Below are 15,375 nucleotides of genomic sequence, written 5' to 3' on the forward strand. Positions count from 1 at the left end.
AATCGAGAACATGTTTGGCAAGCTGAAGGATTGGCGGCGCATCCACACCCGCTACGACCGCTGCGCCCACACCTTCATGTCAGCCATCGCCATCGCGGCCATCGTCATCTTCTGGATATGATCAATGAGTCCAGAGCCTAGCTGTTATACGAGGCTACCGTTACTTCCCTGCCGCAGAAGTGGCAAAGTTGCCCATTGAGGAATGGATGGCGCGGCTTGAGGCGGTGGTGATGCCAAGCGGTAAAATCGACAAACAGGAGGCGTCCGCGATACTTGGGGGCGGAGCATAGCCAAGGCTCAATGTCTCTGATGCGCTCAATCAATTCTGGAGCATCGCCGATAATCGCACAGAGGGAAAAGCAAACTGCAGGTTATCTGATGGCTTAAACAAGCATCACACTTGCACAATGCGATGCTGTCAGTTGGGGGGCATCCACGCCATCAACAGAGCCTTCTTACTCTAAAGATACCGGGCAATCGGCTGATGCTTGGCATAGGTGGGGATCTGTCGTCCGGTAGGGCCCTGAATTGTCGAGGAAATTTTGTCGAAAGTCGCAGGAAGTCTGATTTGCGTGACGCTAGGCGAAAACTACCTTGTCATGCCTGCACGCGCAGTTCGCGAAAAAACGCGGATTTGGACGCTTGGCGGTTCTGGTGCGCCGCTATGTTGGTTCAACTGACCGGAGTAAAACGTCGTCATGCCGATTTTCCTCACCAGATTAGACATTTTGCTGTTCGCGCATGTGCCCAAATGCGCGGGACAGTCGATTTCAAGTTATCTCTGTGAACGCTTCGGTGAGCCTGCGCTGACGGACAATGCGTTCCTAGACATGCCTTACAACAGGCGATGGTCGCGCACCTCGCCGCAACACATCCCGGCTGAGGTTCTGCGCCGATTGTTTCCGCAAGGTTTCTTCTCGGCAAGTTTCGCTTTCGTGCGTGATCCTGCGGCGCGGATCGAGTCGGTGTTTCACTACCAGCGTGACAAGGAACGTCTGATCGCCCCGGAGGTCCGGTTTGAAGACTGGGTGATGGGGCTCCCTGAACTTGTCGGGGCAGACCCGTGGGCGTTTGACGGGCACGTCGCGCCGATGGCCTGTGCTGTACCAGACGACGCGCGGGTTTTTCGGCTGGAGGACGGGTTTGTAGCCTTCACCGATTGGCTCGACAGCCGTTACGGCGCAAGCGAGCTGCGCGTCCCGATGCTTAACACACGGACCGCATCCCGAGAGCATGCCCCGCTTTCGGAGCGGGCGCGTGCCGTGGTGGAGGACGTTTATGCCGAGGATTATCAACGGTTTGGCTATGCCAAGCAAACCGCGCAACCCGCAGTGTCTGCATCACGACAACGGGCAGAGGTGCTCTTGGACCTTGGCTTGGCTCGGTTTCAGCGGAATGAGCCATGGGTCGCACGCAGGTTGTTCGACCTTGCTCTTGAGGCTGATCCGACCAATCCCGTCACGCTTTCCATCACATCCGTGACGGAAAGCATGGTCGGCAATTCTGATCTTGCCGCCACCCGTGCGACCGCCGCGCTGGCACAAGATTCCCGCCTTTTGGACGCCCATCTGGTGCGTGTGCGGACCTGTCTTGAACGGGAAGCGCTTGATGATGCCGAGGCCGCACTTACCGAAGCGCGCAGGATTTTGGGCGATCTGCCAAGTTTGGATATTTTTGCGGCGATGCTGTCAGCACGGCGCGGCGAGTCCGAGTTGGCCCTGGCCGTTTGCGCGTCGGCCGTCGCGCGCGCCATTGCCGACGGCGCAACCGTTCTGCAGGACGAGGCGCGGGTTGTCTGGCGGCGGCTGGTGAGTGATGCAAGGGCATCTGGCACCAGCCTGCCAGACTTGATCCATGATCTGGCGCTACGGCCCGGCGTTCCAGGCCAAGCTGATGCGCGGCCGACAGGCGAGGTGGTGATCCTGCGCCTCGGGGACGACGGACTGCAGTCGGGCCCCGACTTGGTCGATCGTTTATTGGCGCGATTGCGCTCTGCTTCTGGCGCAACGGCTGTCGTGCTTGTGCGGGCAGGCGACCGCGTCCAACCAGAGTCTATCACCGCGCTTGTCGCTGAACGGGCGCGGACAGGTTGGGCGGCGCTTGGCACTGCTTTGTTGAACGAGCCGGACCTTTTCGGATCCGAACCTGCATCTAAGCCGCTTCGTGCCGCAATCACCAAGGTCTTCGCTGCGACTTGCGCGCCTTGCCCCCTGCCGATGCTGGTTGGGGGGGCCGTCGCTTTGGCGGCCAAAACTGCCGTGGCGGCGTTGGAGCGTCTGGACGTACCGCTCACCGACTTTGACGACATCATTCCTGCCGTGACGCTGTCCCTGACCGATGCGGGACTGGGCGTGGCAAGTTGGGCGGGTGCGATTGCCGAAATGCCAGACCCCGACAGGTCGAACAGGGCCGAAACCCTGATCGCCGATGCAGCTCTTCTGCGCCTGTGCAGGCGCGAAGGCGATCTTCGGGCCCTGCTTGCGGTAGAACTGGTCGCCTCGGATCGCGTGGCACGGCGGCTTGGCGTCGCGCTTGCCGCTGCGGGCCTGCCGGACCGCCCGCGTCTTCTTGCAGCCATGGTGCGTCATGACAGCGCTGATCTGCCGATCGCGCTGCGCGCTTCAGCCTTTGCAGCGCTCTGGCCTCGCGATGCCGCGACCGCCACTGAGGCGCTGACCGCGCTGGAGCGGGGGTTCGACAAGCCAGCACTTTTGCCGTTCGCCCTGCAGACATCCGATACCCCGGTCGTGTCGATTATCATTCCAGCCCACAACCAGATCGGCGCGACCTACAGCACTTTGTCTGCGCTGAGGCTACAGGGCGAAACTCCACCTTTTGAGGTGATTCTTGTCGATGACGGGTCTAGCGATGCCACGCGCACGCTGGAAACCGTCGTGAGTGGCCTGCGCGTGCTGCGCAACCAGACGCCAGAGCGTTTCATCGCGGCCTGCAATGCCGGAGCCTCGGTGGCCCGGGGTGAGTTTCTGTGCTTCTTGAACAATGACACCGAACCGACGCCCGGCTGGCTGTCCGCGATGCTGGCCGCTTGCCGGATGGGGGCTGGTCTTGCGGGGGCGCGGCTGATCCTGCCTGACGGGCGGTTGCAAGAAGCGGGTGGCCTTCTCGACAACGCGGCCAACCCTGCCAACTTCGGGTCGGGAGGCCATCCGCTGGACCCTAGGTTTGCCTACCGGCGTGAAGCTGACTACCTTTCGGGTGCCGCTTTGATGATCCCGCACGAGGTCTGGGAACGCGTTGGCGGTTTTTCTACCTATCTTGAAGGGATGTATTTCGAAGATACCGATCTGGCTTGCAAGGTGCATGCGACCGGTCTGCCCGTGGTCTACGTCTCTGCGGCAATCGTCATACACCACGAAGGCACCACCTCTGGCCGGGACGTGAAAACTGGCCCGAAGGCCTTGCAAGAGGTGAACCGGCCGCGTTTCCGTGACCGGTGGGCCACGTTTCTGAGCAACTATCCGTCCCCGGACATGCCATTTGACCTTCGCGCGGATCACAGGGCGAAAGGTCGCATTCTCTTTGTCGATTTTTCTGTCCCGCGGCCGGATCATGACGCAGGCGGACATGCCAGCTTTGAAGAAATGCGGATGATGATTGCCCTCGGCTGGAAAGTCACCTTCATTGATGCGGCGGCGGCCTATCTGCCGGGATATGTCGAAGCCTTGCAGGATATTGGCGTCGAGGTGCTGCACGCTCCTTTTGTGTCCTCGCCCGAAGAGGCGATCAAGGCTCGCGGCGCCGATATCGATCTTATCTACGTCAGCCGCTACTGGCTGGCCAGACGGCTGATCCCACTGCTGCGTGCTATAAATCCGGCGGCGCGGGCCGTGGTTAACGTCGCGGACTTGCATTTCCTGCGCGAAATGCGCGAGGCACGGCTGAACGGCGATCCGGCGGCGCTTGATGCTGCCCGCGCCCTGCGACGTGAAGAAATTGCCGCCCTGTCGCTCGCCGATCTTGTGCTGTGCTACAGCGCCACCGAAACTGCCATCCTGTGGGAGGCGAGCGATGGGCAGATCGAAGCCCGCCTTTGCCCATGGGTTGAAGAGGTTGCCTGCACCGTTCCCCCGGCAACTGAACGGGCCGGGCTGTCCTTCCTTGGCGGTTTTGCCCATCCGCCCAACCTTCACGGCGTGCGCTGGTTCGTGTCCGAGGTTCTTCCTCTTTTGCCCGCCGCGGCGCTGGACGTTTATGGATCGGAAGCCGGGCCAGAGGTGCAGGCGCTGGCCACGGCCCAGGTGCGGGTTCGCGGTTTTGCGCACGATGTTTCAGATTGTTTTGCCCGATATCGGGTGTTTGTCGCGCCATTGCTCGCCGGGGCCGGGGTCAAGGGCAAAGTGATCAAGGCGCTCTGCCACGGAATCCCCTGCGTGCTGACGCCCGTTGCCGCCGAGGGGCTGGGCCTAGTGCATGGCGTGCACGCGTTGATCGTGGAAAGTCCGGTGGATTGGGCGGCGGCGATTGACCGCCTGTTGTCTGACGACGCGCTTTGGAGCGACATGTCGCAAGCCGCGCTTGATCATGCCCGGCGACAGTATGGCCATGACGCCGGGGTGCGGGCGATGGCTGCGCTGCTCGACGGTGTGCTGCGCCCAACCCTGCCGAAAGCGGCGCCTTCAGAACTTGCAGCACCCGCTCTCGCCACGTTTGACGATGCGGCGCAGCGGCTCACCTTGCATTTCGAGGTGCAGCACCATGGCGCACCGGATCCGGCGCTTTGGCTGGCGGACCTGTTGGCCGATCCACGTCACAGCCTGCATCTCAGCCTTGACGGCGACGAAGACGCGCTCGCCACAGGGCGCGCGGCGGCGCACGGTTTGCGTGCAGGTTTCGCGCATTTCGGTCTGACGCGGTCACCGCATCTGCGCTGGGGCGGACCGTCGATCCATCTCGCGTTGATCGACCGTCTGCGCCAATCGCTTTCGATTTCGGGCTGGGATTATCTGGTCAACCTGTCGGGCACGTGCGCGCCGCTCCAACCGCTTGACGCATTGAAAGCACATTTGTCAGAGGCGCATGGGCGGGGCATCCGGGCGCATTGCTTTTCATTCCCCATCGAGGACGGCCCACGTCTGCCGCTGCAGCGCACCGACGGTCCGATGATCCGGGGTCGTGCCGGACGGGCGGAACTGCGCGGACCCGCCGCGCTGCTGGACTGGTTCCGTGATCCGGGGCGCAACCCAATCGTGAACCCCAACAACCGCCTCTTCGTCCATGTCTCGGAACCGGAGGGTGAGCGACACCTGCTTGATATACGCCCGCTGACCGCCGCTGAATTTGCCCTGCGGCGGCGTCTGTTCCGCCAAATCGTCCCACATGTCGGGCGGGCTTGGTACGCGCTGCACCGTTCAGTCGTCGAGGCGCTCGTGAATTATCTTGACTCGCCGCGTGCCTCGGGCCTTGTCGCCGCGACATTGCCTGGTGTGTTCCCGGAAGAGATGATCATCCAGACCATTCTGGCCAATGGTTTGATTGCCGATACGGCGCAAGTCCAACGGATGAACCTGCATCGCGACAACGCCGCACCTGTGGTCTATACCGACGCGGATGCGGGTTCGGTCCTGCGGCAGGACGGGTCGTTCTTTCTGCGCAAGCTGGACCCCGTCAAAGCGCCTCTCATCCGCCGTGTGTTGGCAGACCGGCTCCGTGGCGGCAAAGGTCGCATGGATCGCGCCTCGCAGCCGCGCGACCCTTTCCCACTGGACGGAGCCTGACATGATTGGTTCTGCCGCAAGACCCCGGCGTGTGCTCGTGACGGGAGGTGCAGGCGTGATCGGATCGCATCTGATCGACGCGCTGCTGGATCGTGGCGAGACGGTCTTTTGTCTGGACACTTACGAGACGGGCGACCGGGGCAACCTGTCCCACCATGCCGACAATCCGCGCCTGACCCTGCTGGAGCGCGATGTCACCGATCCGCCGCATCTGGATGTGGACCAGATCTACAATCTCGCCTGTCCGGCGTCGCCTCCACAATACAAGCGCGATCCGATCCGAACACTGCGCACGTCGGTGCTGGGGGCGATGGCCATGCTGGACCTTGCCCACAGGACGCATGCACGCATCCTGCAAGCCTCGACCAGCGAGGTCTATGGCGATCCGTTCGTGCATCCCCAACCGGAAAGCTATAACGGCAACGTCAACCCCATCGGCCCCCGCGCCTGCTATGATGAAGGCAAGCGCTGTGCGGAAACCTTGTTCTTCGACTATCGCCGAATTCACGGCGTCTCCATTAAGGTCGCGCGAATATTCAATACCTACGGCCCGCGGATGCAGAGCGACGATGGCCGGGTCGTCACAAATTTCATCATTCAGGCGCTGCGCGGAACGCCGTTGACCATCTACGGCGACGGGTTGCAGACCCGATCTTTGTGCTATGTTGCGGATACGGTCGATGGGTTGATCCGGCTGATGGAAAGCCCCGATGACGTGACCGGACCCGTTAACCTTGGCAATCCGACAGAACTGACGATGCTGGAACTGGCGGAGAAAATCATCGGGCTGACCGGCTCATCCTCGCCCGTCCTGCATTTGCCGCTGCCCGCAGATGATCCGCGCCAGCGTCGCCCCGACATAAGCCTTGCGCGCGACGTTCTGGGTTGGGCGCCGAACGTGGCTTTGCAAGACGGGCTGAGGGCCACCATCCTGCATTTACGTCAAAAACTGGTGCGTGAGGGTGCCAGTTGCTTACCGATTTTGCCCGCAGCGTTGTGTCATCACGCTCTTTCTTGAAGGTGTCTAAAGTAAGGATTGGACGATTTGTGCCAGACGCCCTGGGTGGTAGGCATTCGGCGAGCATCTTCTGTCGCAGACCGTCGAAGGATGCGAAGATACGGCATGCTTCCAAACAGTAAACGCCACGGTACGAGGCCTTCGATGCCTCTCTCGGCATGGCCGTATAAAATGGCCGCGAGATAGTCGACAGGGTTCACGCCCGTTATCTTGCAGGTGGCGACCAGAGAGGCGAGCATGGCCCAATTTTCGGTGCCGATTTCCAAAGGCGCGAACCACTTGCCACGCTTCATCGATGGGCGTCATATGCCTCGACGGTGTCGCAGCGCCCACCGACGCCGAAAACCGCGTTGCATGATCAGGCAGCATTCCCCAAAAGCAGACACAGCTCCTGGGTGGGTTATGTGTCGCTTGAGGTCGGGACATGGCCGATAGCGCGTTTGGTCGCGAAACACCGAACCTGTGCAAAAGTCGCGGACAGGGCCATTCACGACCATTCATCCAACGTGTGGTCGAAATTGGGCCTGTCATGTCTTGGGTTTGGTTGAAACATGAGCCTTCGGTCCTGTCACGCGCCATCAGTATCCGAAAGAAACCAACGCAGAACTTTTGTGTCTATTTACTACGCCTGAAATAAAGAACTAACACTTTTTTGGATACTCTGAGAATTTACGGAGTGAGCTGAGAGTTTCGTCCGCGACCGATGGCGACGTGATTGCAGCAGCTTGGTGAGCTTAAGCTTACGCTGCGGAAGGCCGTTCCAAAATAGGCACTGCGCTGTTTTCGTTATGATTTCTATGGGCTGACGTTGGAGAGAAAACCAAGTGACCCCGACTGTCGAAGAAACCAGCGCCGCCGATCACGATGAACTGAAACGGCAAAATCAAGCATACTTGACGGCAGCCATCGAGGCCTTCGCTTCGGGCAGAATGAAGGACACCTACGGTAACCTTCTGCACGCGCTATGGCTCGATCCTGCAGATGTGCAGGTGCTTTATTTGTTGTCTGAAACCTGCATCCGGCTAGGGGCGATCGAACATGCAGTGAAGTACTCGAACGCCGTCTTAGCGGCGGACCCAACCTTCAAGGCCGCGCTTGCCGTCCAGATTGAGGCCAGCGTCCGCAAAAATGATCTCAGCCGTGCGCAGTCCCTGTTGGGCCAGTATCCTTCGGGTGGGGAATTCCGACATATGCACGCGATGCTGAAACATCGGCTTATGGTCGCCGAAGGAAATTACGAAGTTGCTCTTGCAGAGCTTTCCGATCTGATCGACGGAAGAGATGACCTTGTTCTGGCGCGAGAGCTGTTTGAGCAAAGTTTCAAGGCGTTCATCACCTCTGGGCAAAAAGAGCGTATTGACGAATTCCTTGATGCGCTTGGACTATCTTTTGACGATACGAACAATCGCAACGCCAGCCGCCAGAGTTTCGAACCCGAGGCTGCGTCGATTGATGTAATCATCCCGGTTTACAATGCGGTGCATCACCTGGAAATTTGCATCGCTTCGCTCCGCCGCTATCCCGATCTGGCGCTGAGGCGGATCATTCTGGTTGATGATGCATCCGACCAAACGACTAAGGATTGGATGGATCGCTTTGTTGCTACGAACCCAGACACGATTCTTGTGCGCAACGCCGAAAATCTTGGTTTTACACGCAGCGTCATCGCTGGAATCGAGGCGAGCGAAGCGCCTTTTTTCATCATGCTCAACAGCGATACCATTGTTTCGCATGGCTGGATAACGGGCCTTTGGCGTGGGATCACCGCCCGCGAGGACCATGCGATGGCTGGACCGCTGTCAAATCTCGCATATTTCCAATCCATTTCGCAGCCAGATCTTATGAACACTGCGGCAGGTGCCCATGACGTTCGAATAATTGAAAAACGCGCGGCCTTTGTCCGTGCGAATGGTTTGGCTGCCTATCCCAGAGTCCCGTTTCTAAGCGGGTTCTGCTTAATGGTGCGGCGAGATCACTACAATGTCGCGGGGCCTTTGGATGCAATTGACTATCCACGCGGCTATTGGGAAGTGCAGGATTTGGCGCTTCGCATGATTGATCTTGGTCTTTTTCCTTGTCTGGTCGATGACGTCTATGTGCATCACCTACAGTCAGGAAGCGTTGCGACTGAACAGCGGGCGGCTCTGCTTTCGGATGGATTTCGAAGGATTTGCGCGCGTCACGGTGCTATCCGTGTCCTTGTCGCAGAAGAATTCTGTCGAAATTCGGGGGATGTTCTGCGCCAGAAAGATGGCGTTTCCGGCTTTTTCGCAACGGCGGCTGAAAAACAGGCATCGTCCGGACCCATGCAGGGTCCTGCGGCACAACGCTGGCGTGCTTTTCCACCTGCGGGCATGATCTCAGCCGATGCAGAGATTTGTCTTTTCGTGGCACATGCACCCTACGGGCAATTGTCGGAAAGCACGGCCCGTTATCTCTTGGAGCTTCGAAACGTCGGTTTACATGTCATCGTATGCATAGCAGTTGAGAAGGTTGGGGATCCTATTCAATCTGATTGGCTCGATCATGCGGACGCAGTTCTGCTGCGCGAAAACGCCGGCTTTGACTTTGGCGCTTGGGCGGATCTCCTTAGGCTGCTTCCCGAGCTTTGGACCGTGAGGCGGCTGATGTTCGCCAACGACAGCGTGGCTGGTCCGTTTGTGCCTCTCCACGGCCTTTTTGAAAAAATCCGCGCCGAAGACGCCGGCTTTTTTGCGCTGACCGATTCAACGGTGCCGAAGTATCACGCCCAGAGCTATTTCTTTGGTTGGGCAGGACAGAACCTTTCGGCGCAACCCCTCAGATCGTTTTGGGAGGGCGTTGTGAATCTGCCGGATAAACAGGCCGTGATTGACCAGTACGAAATCCCGCTGTCCGACCTGTGCGATGACCTGCCGGACTCGAGTTGCCAGATTTTGTTCGGGGTTCATGATCTTTTTGGAAAGCAGGCCCGTCTTCTGCCGCCCTTCAGCCCGGCCCATTGGGGATGGAAGGCTCTGATCAACATTGGCAACCCCTTTGTGAAGACGTTGGTTCTGCGAGAGGAGCCGGGGGCTGTCGACGCTGTCGTAGCGATGACCGGGGCCGATGCGGCCATGCTTAAGCGTCACGTCGAACAATCGAAGATTGCCGTTCTGTTTTCCGCGCAAAAGTAGTGGTGCACAACCGGCCATGCAACGAGCGACAATGTGGCGCTGGCTACTGATACCGGCGCCAACTCCGCGTGACGCTCGGCAAGCGGTGACGCGAAGGTGGTGAGCATGTTGGCGGCACGGTCGTACGCCCGCAGAACCCCACCATGATTACTTCCAGCGGCCCACAGCGCAGCACTGGAAAGCGCATCAACGGTGATCGCCCCCACCTCTGCTGTCAGGGGCGCGGTATCGGTGGCGGTCATGGCTTCCTCACTTGGTAAATTGGCACGCCAATGGCGCCCGTGTTTTCACCTGTCGAGACGGCCAGAAAGCCGTGCATATCGGTGGGAAGGCTGTTGTGGCGGGGGTTGGCTTGCTCGACAGTCGGCCCTTGGGCGGTGGTCGAGCCGGAAAGCTGGACGGTGACGATGGGGTGAAGGCGGTCAGCCATTGGCCTATTTCCGCCACGCATCAAGAGTTGCGGTGATGCTACCAAGCACTGTGGCGGCCCCAATTGTTATTCCAGACCAAGCCCAGTACGACGACAGGTAGATTTCGAGAAAAGCTGTCATGTCATTTCACCTTTCATCGCAGTTACATCATTTGCCGGATTGTTCTGCCCCTTGATCGAACGCTTCGCATCTTCGGGCGTGCAGCCGCAGTTCGAAGCCACACGGCGATAGAGTCCGTGCCAGTCCAGATCGGACAAAACGCCACCGACTGCATGGCGGCGCGCGACGGCGGCGCGGGTGTCGAAGTCCAAGAATAGGTGTTAGAAGGTAATCTATCTTAGGTGGCCCCCGGTTGATTTTCTGCTCATTATGCAGCACAAATTGCAGCATGGGAGTAGCGTAAATACTAAGGATTATTGATGTTTCAATGGGATACCGAATGCTACGCAAGGTTTCGGGGTTTGCGTTTGCGCCCCGCACTGGATTTGCTGGCGCAGGTGGGGGAGTTGCCCGAGGGCTGCGTGGTGGATCTTGGCTGTGGCGATGGCGCGGTGGCGGGGGCCTTGACTGTGCAGTTTCCGGGGCGGGTGTTGCACGGGGTGGATGGCTCGCAGGCGATGTTGGCGCAGGCGCGGGTTTTGGGACTTTATGCTAGCCTTGCGGCGGTTGATATTGCGGACTGGCAGCCTGAAGTTCCGCCCGCGTTGATTTATTCAAACGCGGCGCTGCAATGGCTGCCAAATCATGCCATCCTGATGCCTCGTTTGGCGGGCTATTTGGCGCCCGGTGGCGTGCTGGCGGTGCAGATGCCGCGGCAGTTCAAAGCCGCCTCGCATCGGTTTTTGCGCGACATTGCGGGGTCGATGTTCCCCGACCGCTTTGATTTCTCAAAAGAGCTATCGCCCTGCGCCAAGGCTGAGGAGTATCACGCCCTGCTGTCGCCCTTGGGCAGGGTTGAGGCTTGGGAAACCGAATACATCCAACGGTTAGAGCCGACCGCCGCGATGCATCCGGTGCGCGCTTTCACTGAAAGCACCGCAATGCGCCCAATTGCCGAAAAGCTGTCAAAGGCGGAGCACGCCAGCTTTTGCGCCGCCTACGAAGCCAGCCTTTCCGCCGCTTATCCGCTGCAAAAAGATGGCGCGGTGCTGTTCCCGTTCAAACGGGTGTTTTTCACGTTAAAGGTCTGAGATGCCCGCACTTATCCCCACCGCGTTTTACGGCACTATCACTTGGATCGGTCGCGTGGCCGACCGCGATGCGGCGCTGGAAAGTGCTGCGCTGACCGAGATTTTCGCAGGCTTCGACGGCCCGGAAGGTGAGGCGCATGGTGGGATCAACCGCCCTGCCTGTAGCCGGGTGGCGGCGCTGTATAAGCGCAACCATCCGATCCGCAACACAAGGCAATTCGCGGTGATGGCGGCAGAGGATTTGGCGCAGATCGCGGCGAAGATGGGCCTAGACAGCCTTGACCCCACGCTGCTGGGCACCAGCCTTGTGATTGCAGGCATCCCGGATTTCAGCCATCTGCCGCCTTCCAGTCGCTTGCAGGCTACAGGCGGTGCCACCCTTGTGGTCGATATGGAAAACCGCCCCTGCACCTTGCCCGCCCGCCCGATTGAGAACAGCCATGCGGGTTATGGCAAGCATTTCAAATCCGCAGCGCAAGGCCTGCGCGGAATAACCGCTTGGGTCGAAGCGGAGGGTATGCTGCATTTGGGTGCTAAGGTGCGGCTGTTTATCCCTGACCAGCCGGCATGGGCGCAACGGGACCATGTCAGAGACGGCAAGACCCTGATCTAAAGAAAGAAATCGCCCAGCACCAGCACGGTGACATTCTTGACCAGAATGGCGAAATCCGCCGTCAGATCGCCGTTTAGGTCGCCGCTGACGATGACGTCATTGCCCGATGCCGCGTAACGCACCAGACCCAGCCTGTGATCAAACGCGGCGGTGCCGATGAAGGTAAAGGCCTGATCTGCGCCGCCCGGTACCGCATCCATGCCGCGCAGGTCAACGTGATCGGCTTCGGTGTGGTGAAAGTCAAACACCGTGTCACGGCCTGCCAGAGCAGGGGTCGAACTTGGAACCGTCTGGAACACAAAGCGATCCGCGCCCGCCCCGCCATAGAGCCGATCTGCCCCAAGGCCGCCCACCAGCACATCGTTGCCATCACCCCCCGCGAGCAGATCATTGCCCTGCTCACCCAGCAAAGAATCATTGCCCGCGCCGCCATAGCCATCGTCGACGCCACCGCCCAGAAGCAGCGCATCATCACCAAGACCGCCGTAAAAGCTGTTGTCATTGCCGCCAAAACTGACCGCCGTCTTGACCGTATCAGTGAGACGGTCTGCCAAGTTTGACCCAATAATGTCGCTAAAGCCGCCGATGACGTCACCCTGTGCATCACCACCCGCGCCCGTCGTGGTGGTGCCATAGGTGAGCGCCACGACCACGCCCGCAGACGACCCGTAATAGGACAGCGTATCATTGCCATCGGCACCGCCATACATCACATCCGCGCCTGCGCCGCCGTTGATCAGATCGCGCCCGCCGCCGCCGTTTATACTATCCGCGCCGGTGCCGCCGTAAAGCCAATCATTGCCCAGATCGCCGTTGATTGCGTCATCGCCCGCGCCGCCCAAAATCGAATCGTTGCCTTCAAATCCCGAGATCGTGTCGTTGCCACCCGGCCCCGTTGCCAAGGCATCGCCGTATAGAATGTTAGCCGCCTCATTGCCTTGGATGAAATCCGCACTGTTGGCGCCACGCACATTCTCAATCAGGCCGTTGATCACCAAACGATGGCCTTGCCCCGCTACAGGGTCGAACCGTGCCGAAGCTTGGGTCGAGACGCCATTCATGCTCGAGTAACCGAGCCGTATATCAGTGCTCACTGGATAGGTGCCGCCAACCACCAGCCAATCCAGCCCGATGCCATCATCGCTGAGGGTGATGGTTGCGGTGGTTGGGGCAAGAATATCGGCGTTGTAAATGTTATTGGTCATGGAAAACTCCTGTGAAAAGGCGATTTAAGCATGCAGGGCAATCAAAGCAGATAAATAATCGTGGCTGAACTGATCCGACGGTAAGCCAAGCATGGCTTTCGCTCAAGCGTTGCGTTGGGCAAAGCGGATGACAAATGCTGGCAGGCTGTTCGGAACGTATATTCCAAAGGTGGAATTTTTCCTCCACCCGCCCCGCACTTTCCGATCGGAAACCTAAGCTGGCGAATTTGGATGGGAAGAAGTCGGAAAAGCGCGTTTGAATTGCCGTTTTCTCCGCTATCACGTCGCCAACGGGACAGTCCGTGCCCCTTGGGAGATAAAAATGGCCTTCAAAACCGACATCGAGATTGCCCGCGAAGCGAAGAAATTGCCGATCATGGAGATTGGTGCGAAGCTGGGCATCCCGTCCGAGCATCTGCTGCCCTACGGCCATGACAAAGCCAAGGTCAGCCAAGAGTTCATCAAATCTTTGGCAGGCCGCCCGGATGGCAAGCTGATCCTTGTCACAGCGATCAACCCGACGCCTGCGGGCGAAGGCAAGACCACCACCACGGTGGGCTTGGGCGATGGCCTGAACCGGATCGGCAAGAAGGCCGTGGTTTGTATTCGTGAGGCCTCGCTTGGCCCGAACTTCGGCATGAAGGGCGGCGCTGCGGGCGGCGGCTACAGCCAAGTCGTGCCGATGGAAGAAATGAACCTGCATTTCACCGGCGACTTCCACGCCATCACTTCGGCCCACAACCTGCTGTCGGCGATGATCGACAACCACATCTACTGGGGCAACAGCCTTGAGATCGACGCCCGCCGCATCGTCTGGCGCCGGGTGATGGACATGAACGACCGCGCGTTGCGTGACATCGTGGTCAACCTTGGCGGTGTGTCGAACGGCTTCCCGCGGCAGACCGGGTTCGATATCACTGTGGCTTCGGAAGTCATGGCGATCCTGTGCCTGTCGAACGATCTGGAAGATCTGGAAAAGCGTTTGGGCGATATCGTTGTCGCTTACACCCGCGCCAAAACCCCGATCTACTGCCGCGACATCAAGGCGGACGGTGCGATGACCGTTCTGCTGAAAGACGCGATGCAGCCGAATATTGTGCAGACGCTGGAAAACAACCCGGCCTTCGTGCATGGCGGCCCTTTTGCCAATATCGCGCATGGTTGTAACTCGGTGATCGCGACCAAGACCGCGCTAAAACTGGGCGAATATGTGGTGACCGAAGCTGGTTTCGGTGCTGACCTTGGTGCCGAGAAATTCTTCGACATCAAATGCCGCAAGGCTGGCCTGAAGCCTTCCGCTGCTGTCATCGTCGCCACCGTGCGCGCGATGAAGATGAACGGCGGCGTGGCGAAAGCTGACTTGGGTGCGGAAAACGTTGAAGCGGTGAAAAAGGGCTGCCCGAATTTGGGCCGTCACATCGGCAACGTCAAAGGCTTTGGCGTGCCGGTTGTGGTTGCGATCAACCACTTCTTCAGCGACACTGATGCCGAGATTGCAGCCGTGAAAGCCTATGTGGCTGAACAGGGCGCAGAGGCGATCTTGTGCAAGCATTGGGCTTTGGGGTCGGCAGGCATCGAAGAACTGGCGCATAAAGTTGTGCAAATGGCTGAGTCTGGCGCTGCGAACTTTGCACCGCTTTATCCTGATGACATGCCATTGTTCCAAAAGCTGGAAACCATCGCCAAGCGGATCTATCACGCCGATGCGGTGATTGCCGACAAGTCGATCCGCGACCAACTGCGCGTTTGGGAAGCGGCGGGCTACGGCCACCTGCCGATCTGCGTGGCCAAGACCCAGTACAGCTTCACCACCGATCCGACCGTGCGCGGTGCGCCGACCGGCCACACCGTGCCGGTGCGCGAAGTGCGTCTGTCGGCAGGCGCTGGTTTCGTCGTCGCGATCTGCGGTGAGATCATGACCATGCCGGGTCTGCCGAAAGTGCCGTCCGCCGAAGTGATCCGCCTGAACGCGGATGGCAACGTCGAAGGGCTGTTCTAAACCGCCTCGAAACCGGCTGGGGCCATTCG

At 59.4% G+C, this 15,375-nt stretch carries 10 protein-coding genes and 1 pseudogene; 7 read left to right on the plus strand and 4 right to left on the minus strand.

The window, feature by feature from the left end; all coding sequences use genetic code 11:
- From Q7V03_RS16420 to Q7V03_RS16435, 4 genes and pseudogenes are all read left to right on the plus strand, one after another.
- Nucleotides 1-121: pseudogene (locus Q7V03_RS16420) on the plus strand (IS5/IS1182 family transposase); the annotation flags it as partial.
- A gap of 577 nt (nt 122-698) precedes the next feature.
- Entirely contained in the window at nt 699-5,735 is a 5,037-nt protein-coding gene (locus tag Q7V03_RS16425) for a glycosyltransferase (RefSeq protein ID WP_304926677.1), read from the plus strand.
- A gap of 1 nt (nt 5,736) precedes the next feature.
- Nucleotides 5,737-6,753 (plus strand): UDP-glucuronic acid decarboxylase family protein, encoded by a 1,017-nt coding sequence (locus Q7V03_RS16430; protein WP_304926678.1) that lies wholly within the window; start codon nt 5,737-5,739, stop codon nt 6,751-6,753.
- A gap of 824 nt (nt 6,754-7,577) precedes the next feature.
- Nucleotides 7,578-9,908, plus strand: a complete 2,331-nt coding sequence (locus Q7V03_RS16435) for a glycosyltransferase (protein ID WP_304926679.1) — start codon at nt 7,578-7,580, stop codon at nt 9,906-9,908.
- On the opposite strand, the gene Q7V03_RS16440 is transcribed toward Q7V03_RS16435, so the two are convergent.
- The 3 genes from Q7V03_RS16440 to Q7V03_RS16450 all read right to left on the minus strand — a co-directional run bounded on the left by Q7V03_RS16440 (nt 9,860) and on the right by Q7V03_RS16450 (nt 10,650).
- Nucleotides 9,860-10,150, minus strand: coding sequence for a hypothetical protein (locus Q7V03_RS16440; protein ID WP_304926680.1), 291 nt, complete (start codon nt 10,148-10,150; stop codon nt 9,860-9,862). The genes Q7V03_RS16435 and Q7V03_RS16440 overlap by 49 nt on opposite strands.
- Complete coding sequence (locus tag Q7V03_RS16445; RefSeq protein ID WP_304926681.1) at nt 10,147-10,338, minus strand: hypothetical protein; 192 nt, start codon at nt 10,336-10,338, stop codon at nt 10,147-10,149. The genes Q7V03_RS16440 and Q7V03_RS16445 overlap by 4 nt, the downstream gene beginning before the upstream one ends.
- Before the next feature lie 117 nt (nt 10,339-10,455).
- Nucleotides 10,456-10,650, minus strand: coding sequence for a hypothetical protein (locus tag Q7V03_RS16450; protein WP_304926682.1), 195 nt, complete (start codon nt 10,648-10,650; stop codon nt 10,456-10,458).
- Between the two features lie 108 nt (nt 10,651-10,758).
- Between Q7V03_RS16450 and Q7V03_RS16455 the strand changes: the two genes are divergently transcribed.
- Nucleotides 10,759-11,529 (plus strand): methyltransferase domain-containing protein, encoded by a 771-nt coding sequence (locus tag Q7V03_RS16455; RefSeq protein ID WP_304926683.1) that lies wholly within the window; start codon nt 10,759-10,761, stop codon nt 11,527-11,529.
- A gap of 1 nt (nt 11,530) precedes the next feature.
- Nucleotides 11,531-12,142, plus strand: coding sequence for a sulfurase (locus Q7V03_RS16460; protein WP_304926684.1), 612 nt, complete (start codon nt 11,531-11,533; stop codon nt 12,140-12,142).
- Here Q7V03_RS16460 and Q7V03_RS16465 read toward each other — a convergent pair.
- Nucleotides 12,139-13,347 (minus strand): calcium-binding protein, encoded by a 1,209-nt coding sequence (locus Q7V03_RS16465; RefSeq protein WP_304926685.1) that lies wholly within the window; start codon nt 13,345-13,347, stop codon nt 12,139-12,141. The two genes, Q7V03_RS16460 and Q7V03_RS16465, sit on opposite strands and share 4 nt — an antisense overlap.
- A 322-nt stretch (nt 13,348-13,669) precedes the next feature.
- Between Q7V03_RS16465 and Q7V03_RS16470 the strand changes: the two genes are divergently transcribed.
- Nucleotides 13,670-15,346 (plus strand): formate--tetrahydrofolate ligase, encoded by a 1,677-nt coding sequence (locus Q7V03_RS16470; RefSeq protein ID WP_304926686.1) that lies wholly within the window; start codon nt 13,670-13,672, stop codon nt 15,344-15,346.
- Nucleotides 15,347-15,375: the final 29 nt, after the last annotated feature.

The sequence above is a fragment of the Cypionkella sp. genome (assembly GCF_030652235.1).
Classification (GTDB): domain Bacteria; phylum Pseudomonadota; class Alphaproteobacteria; order Rhodobacterales; family Rhodobacteraceae; genus Cypionkella.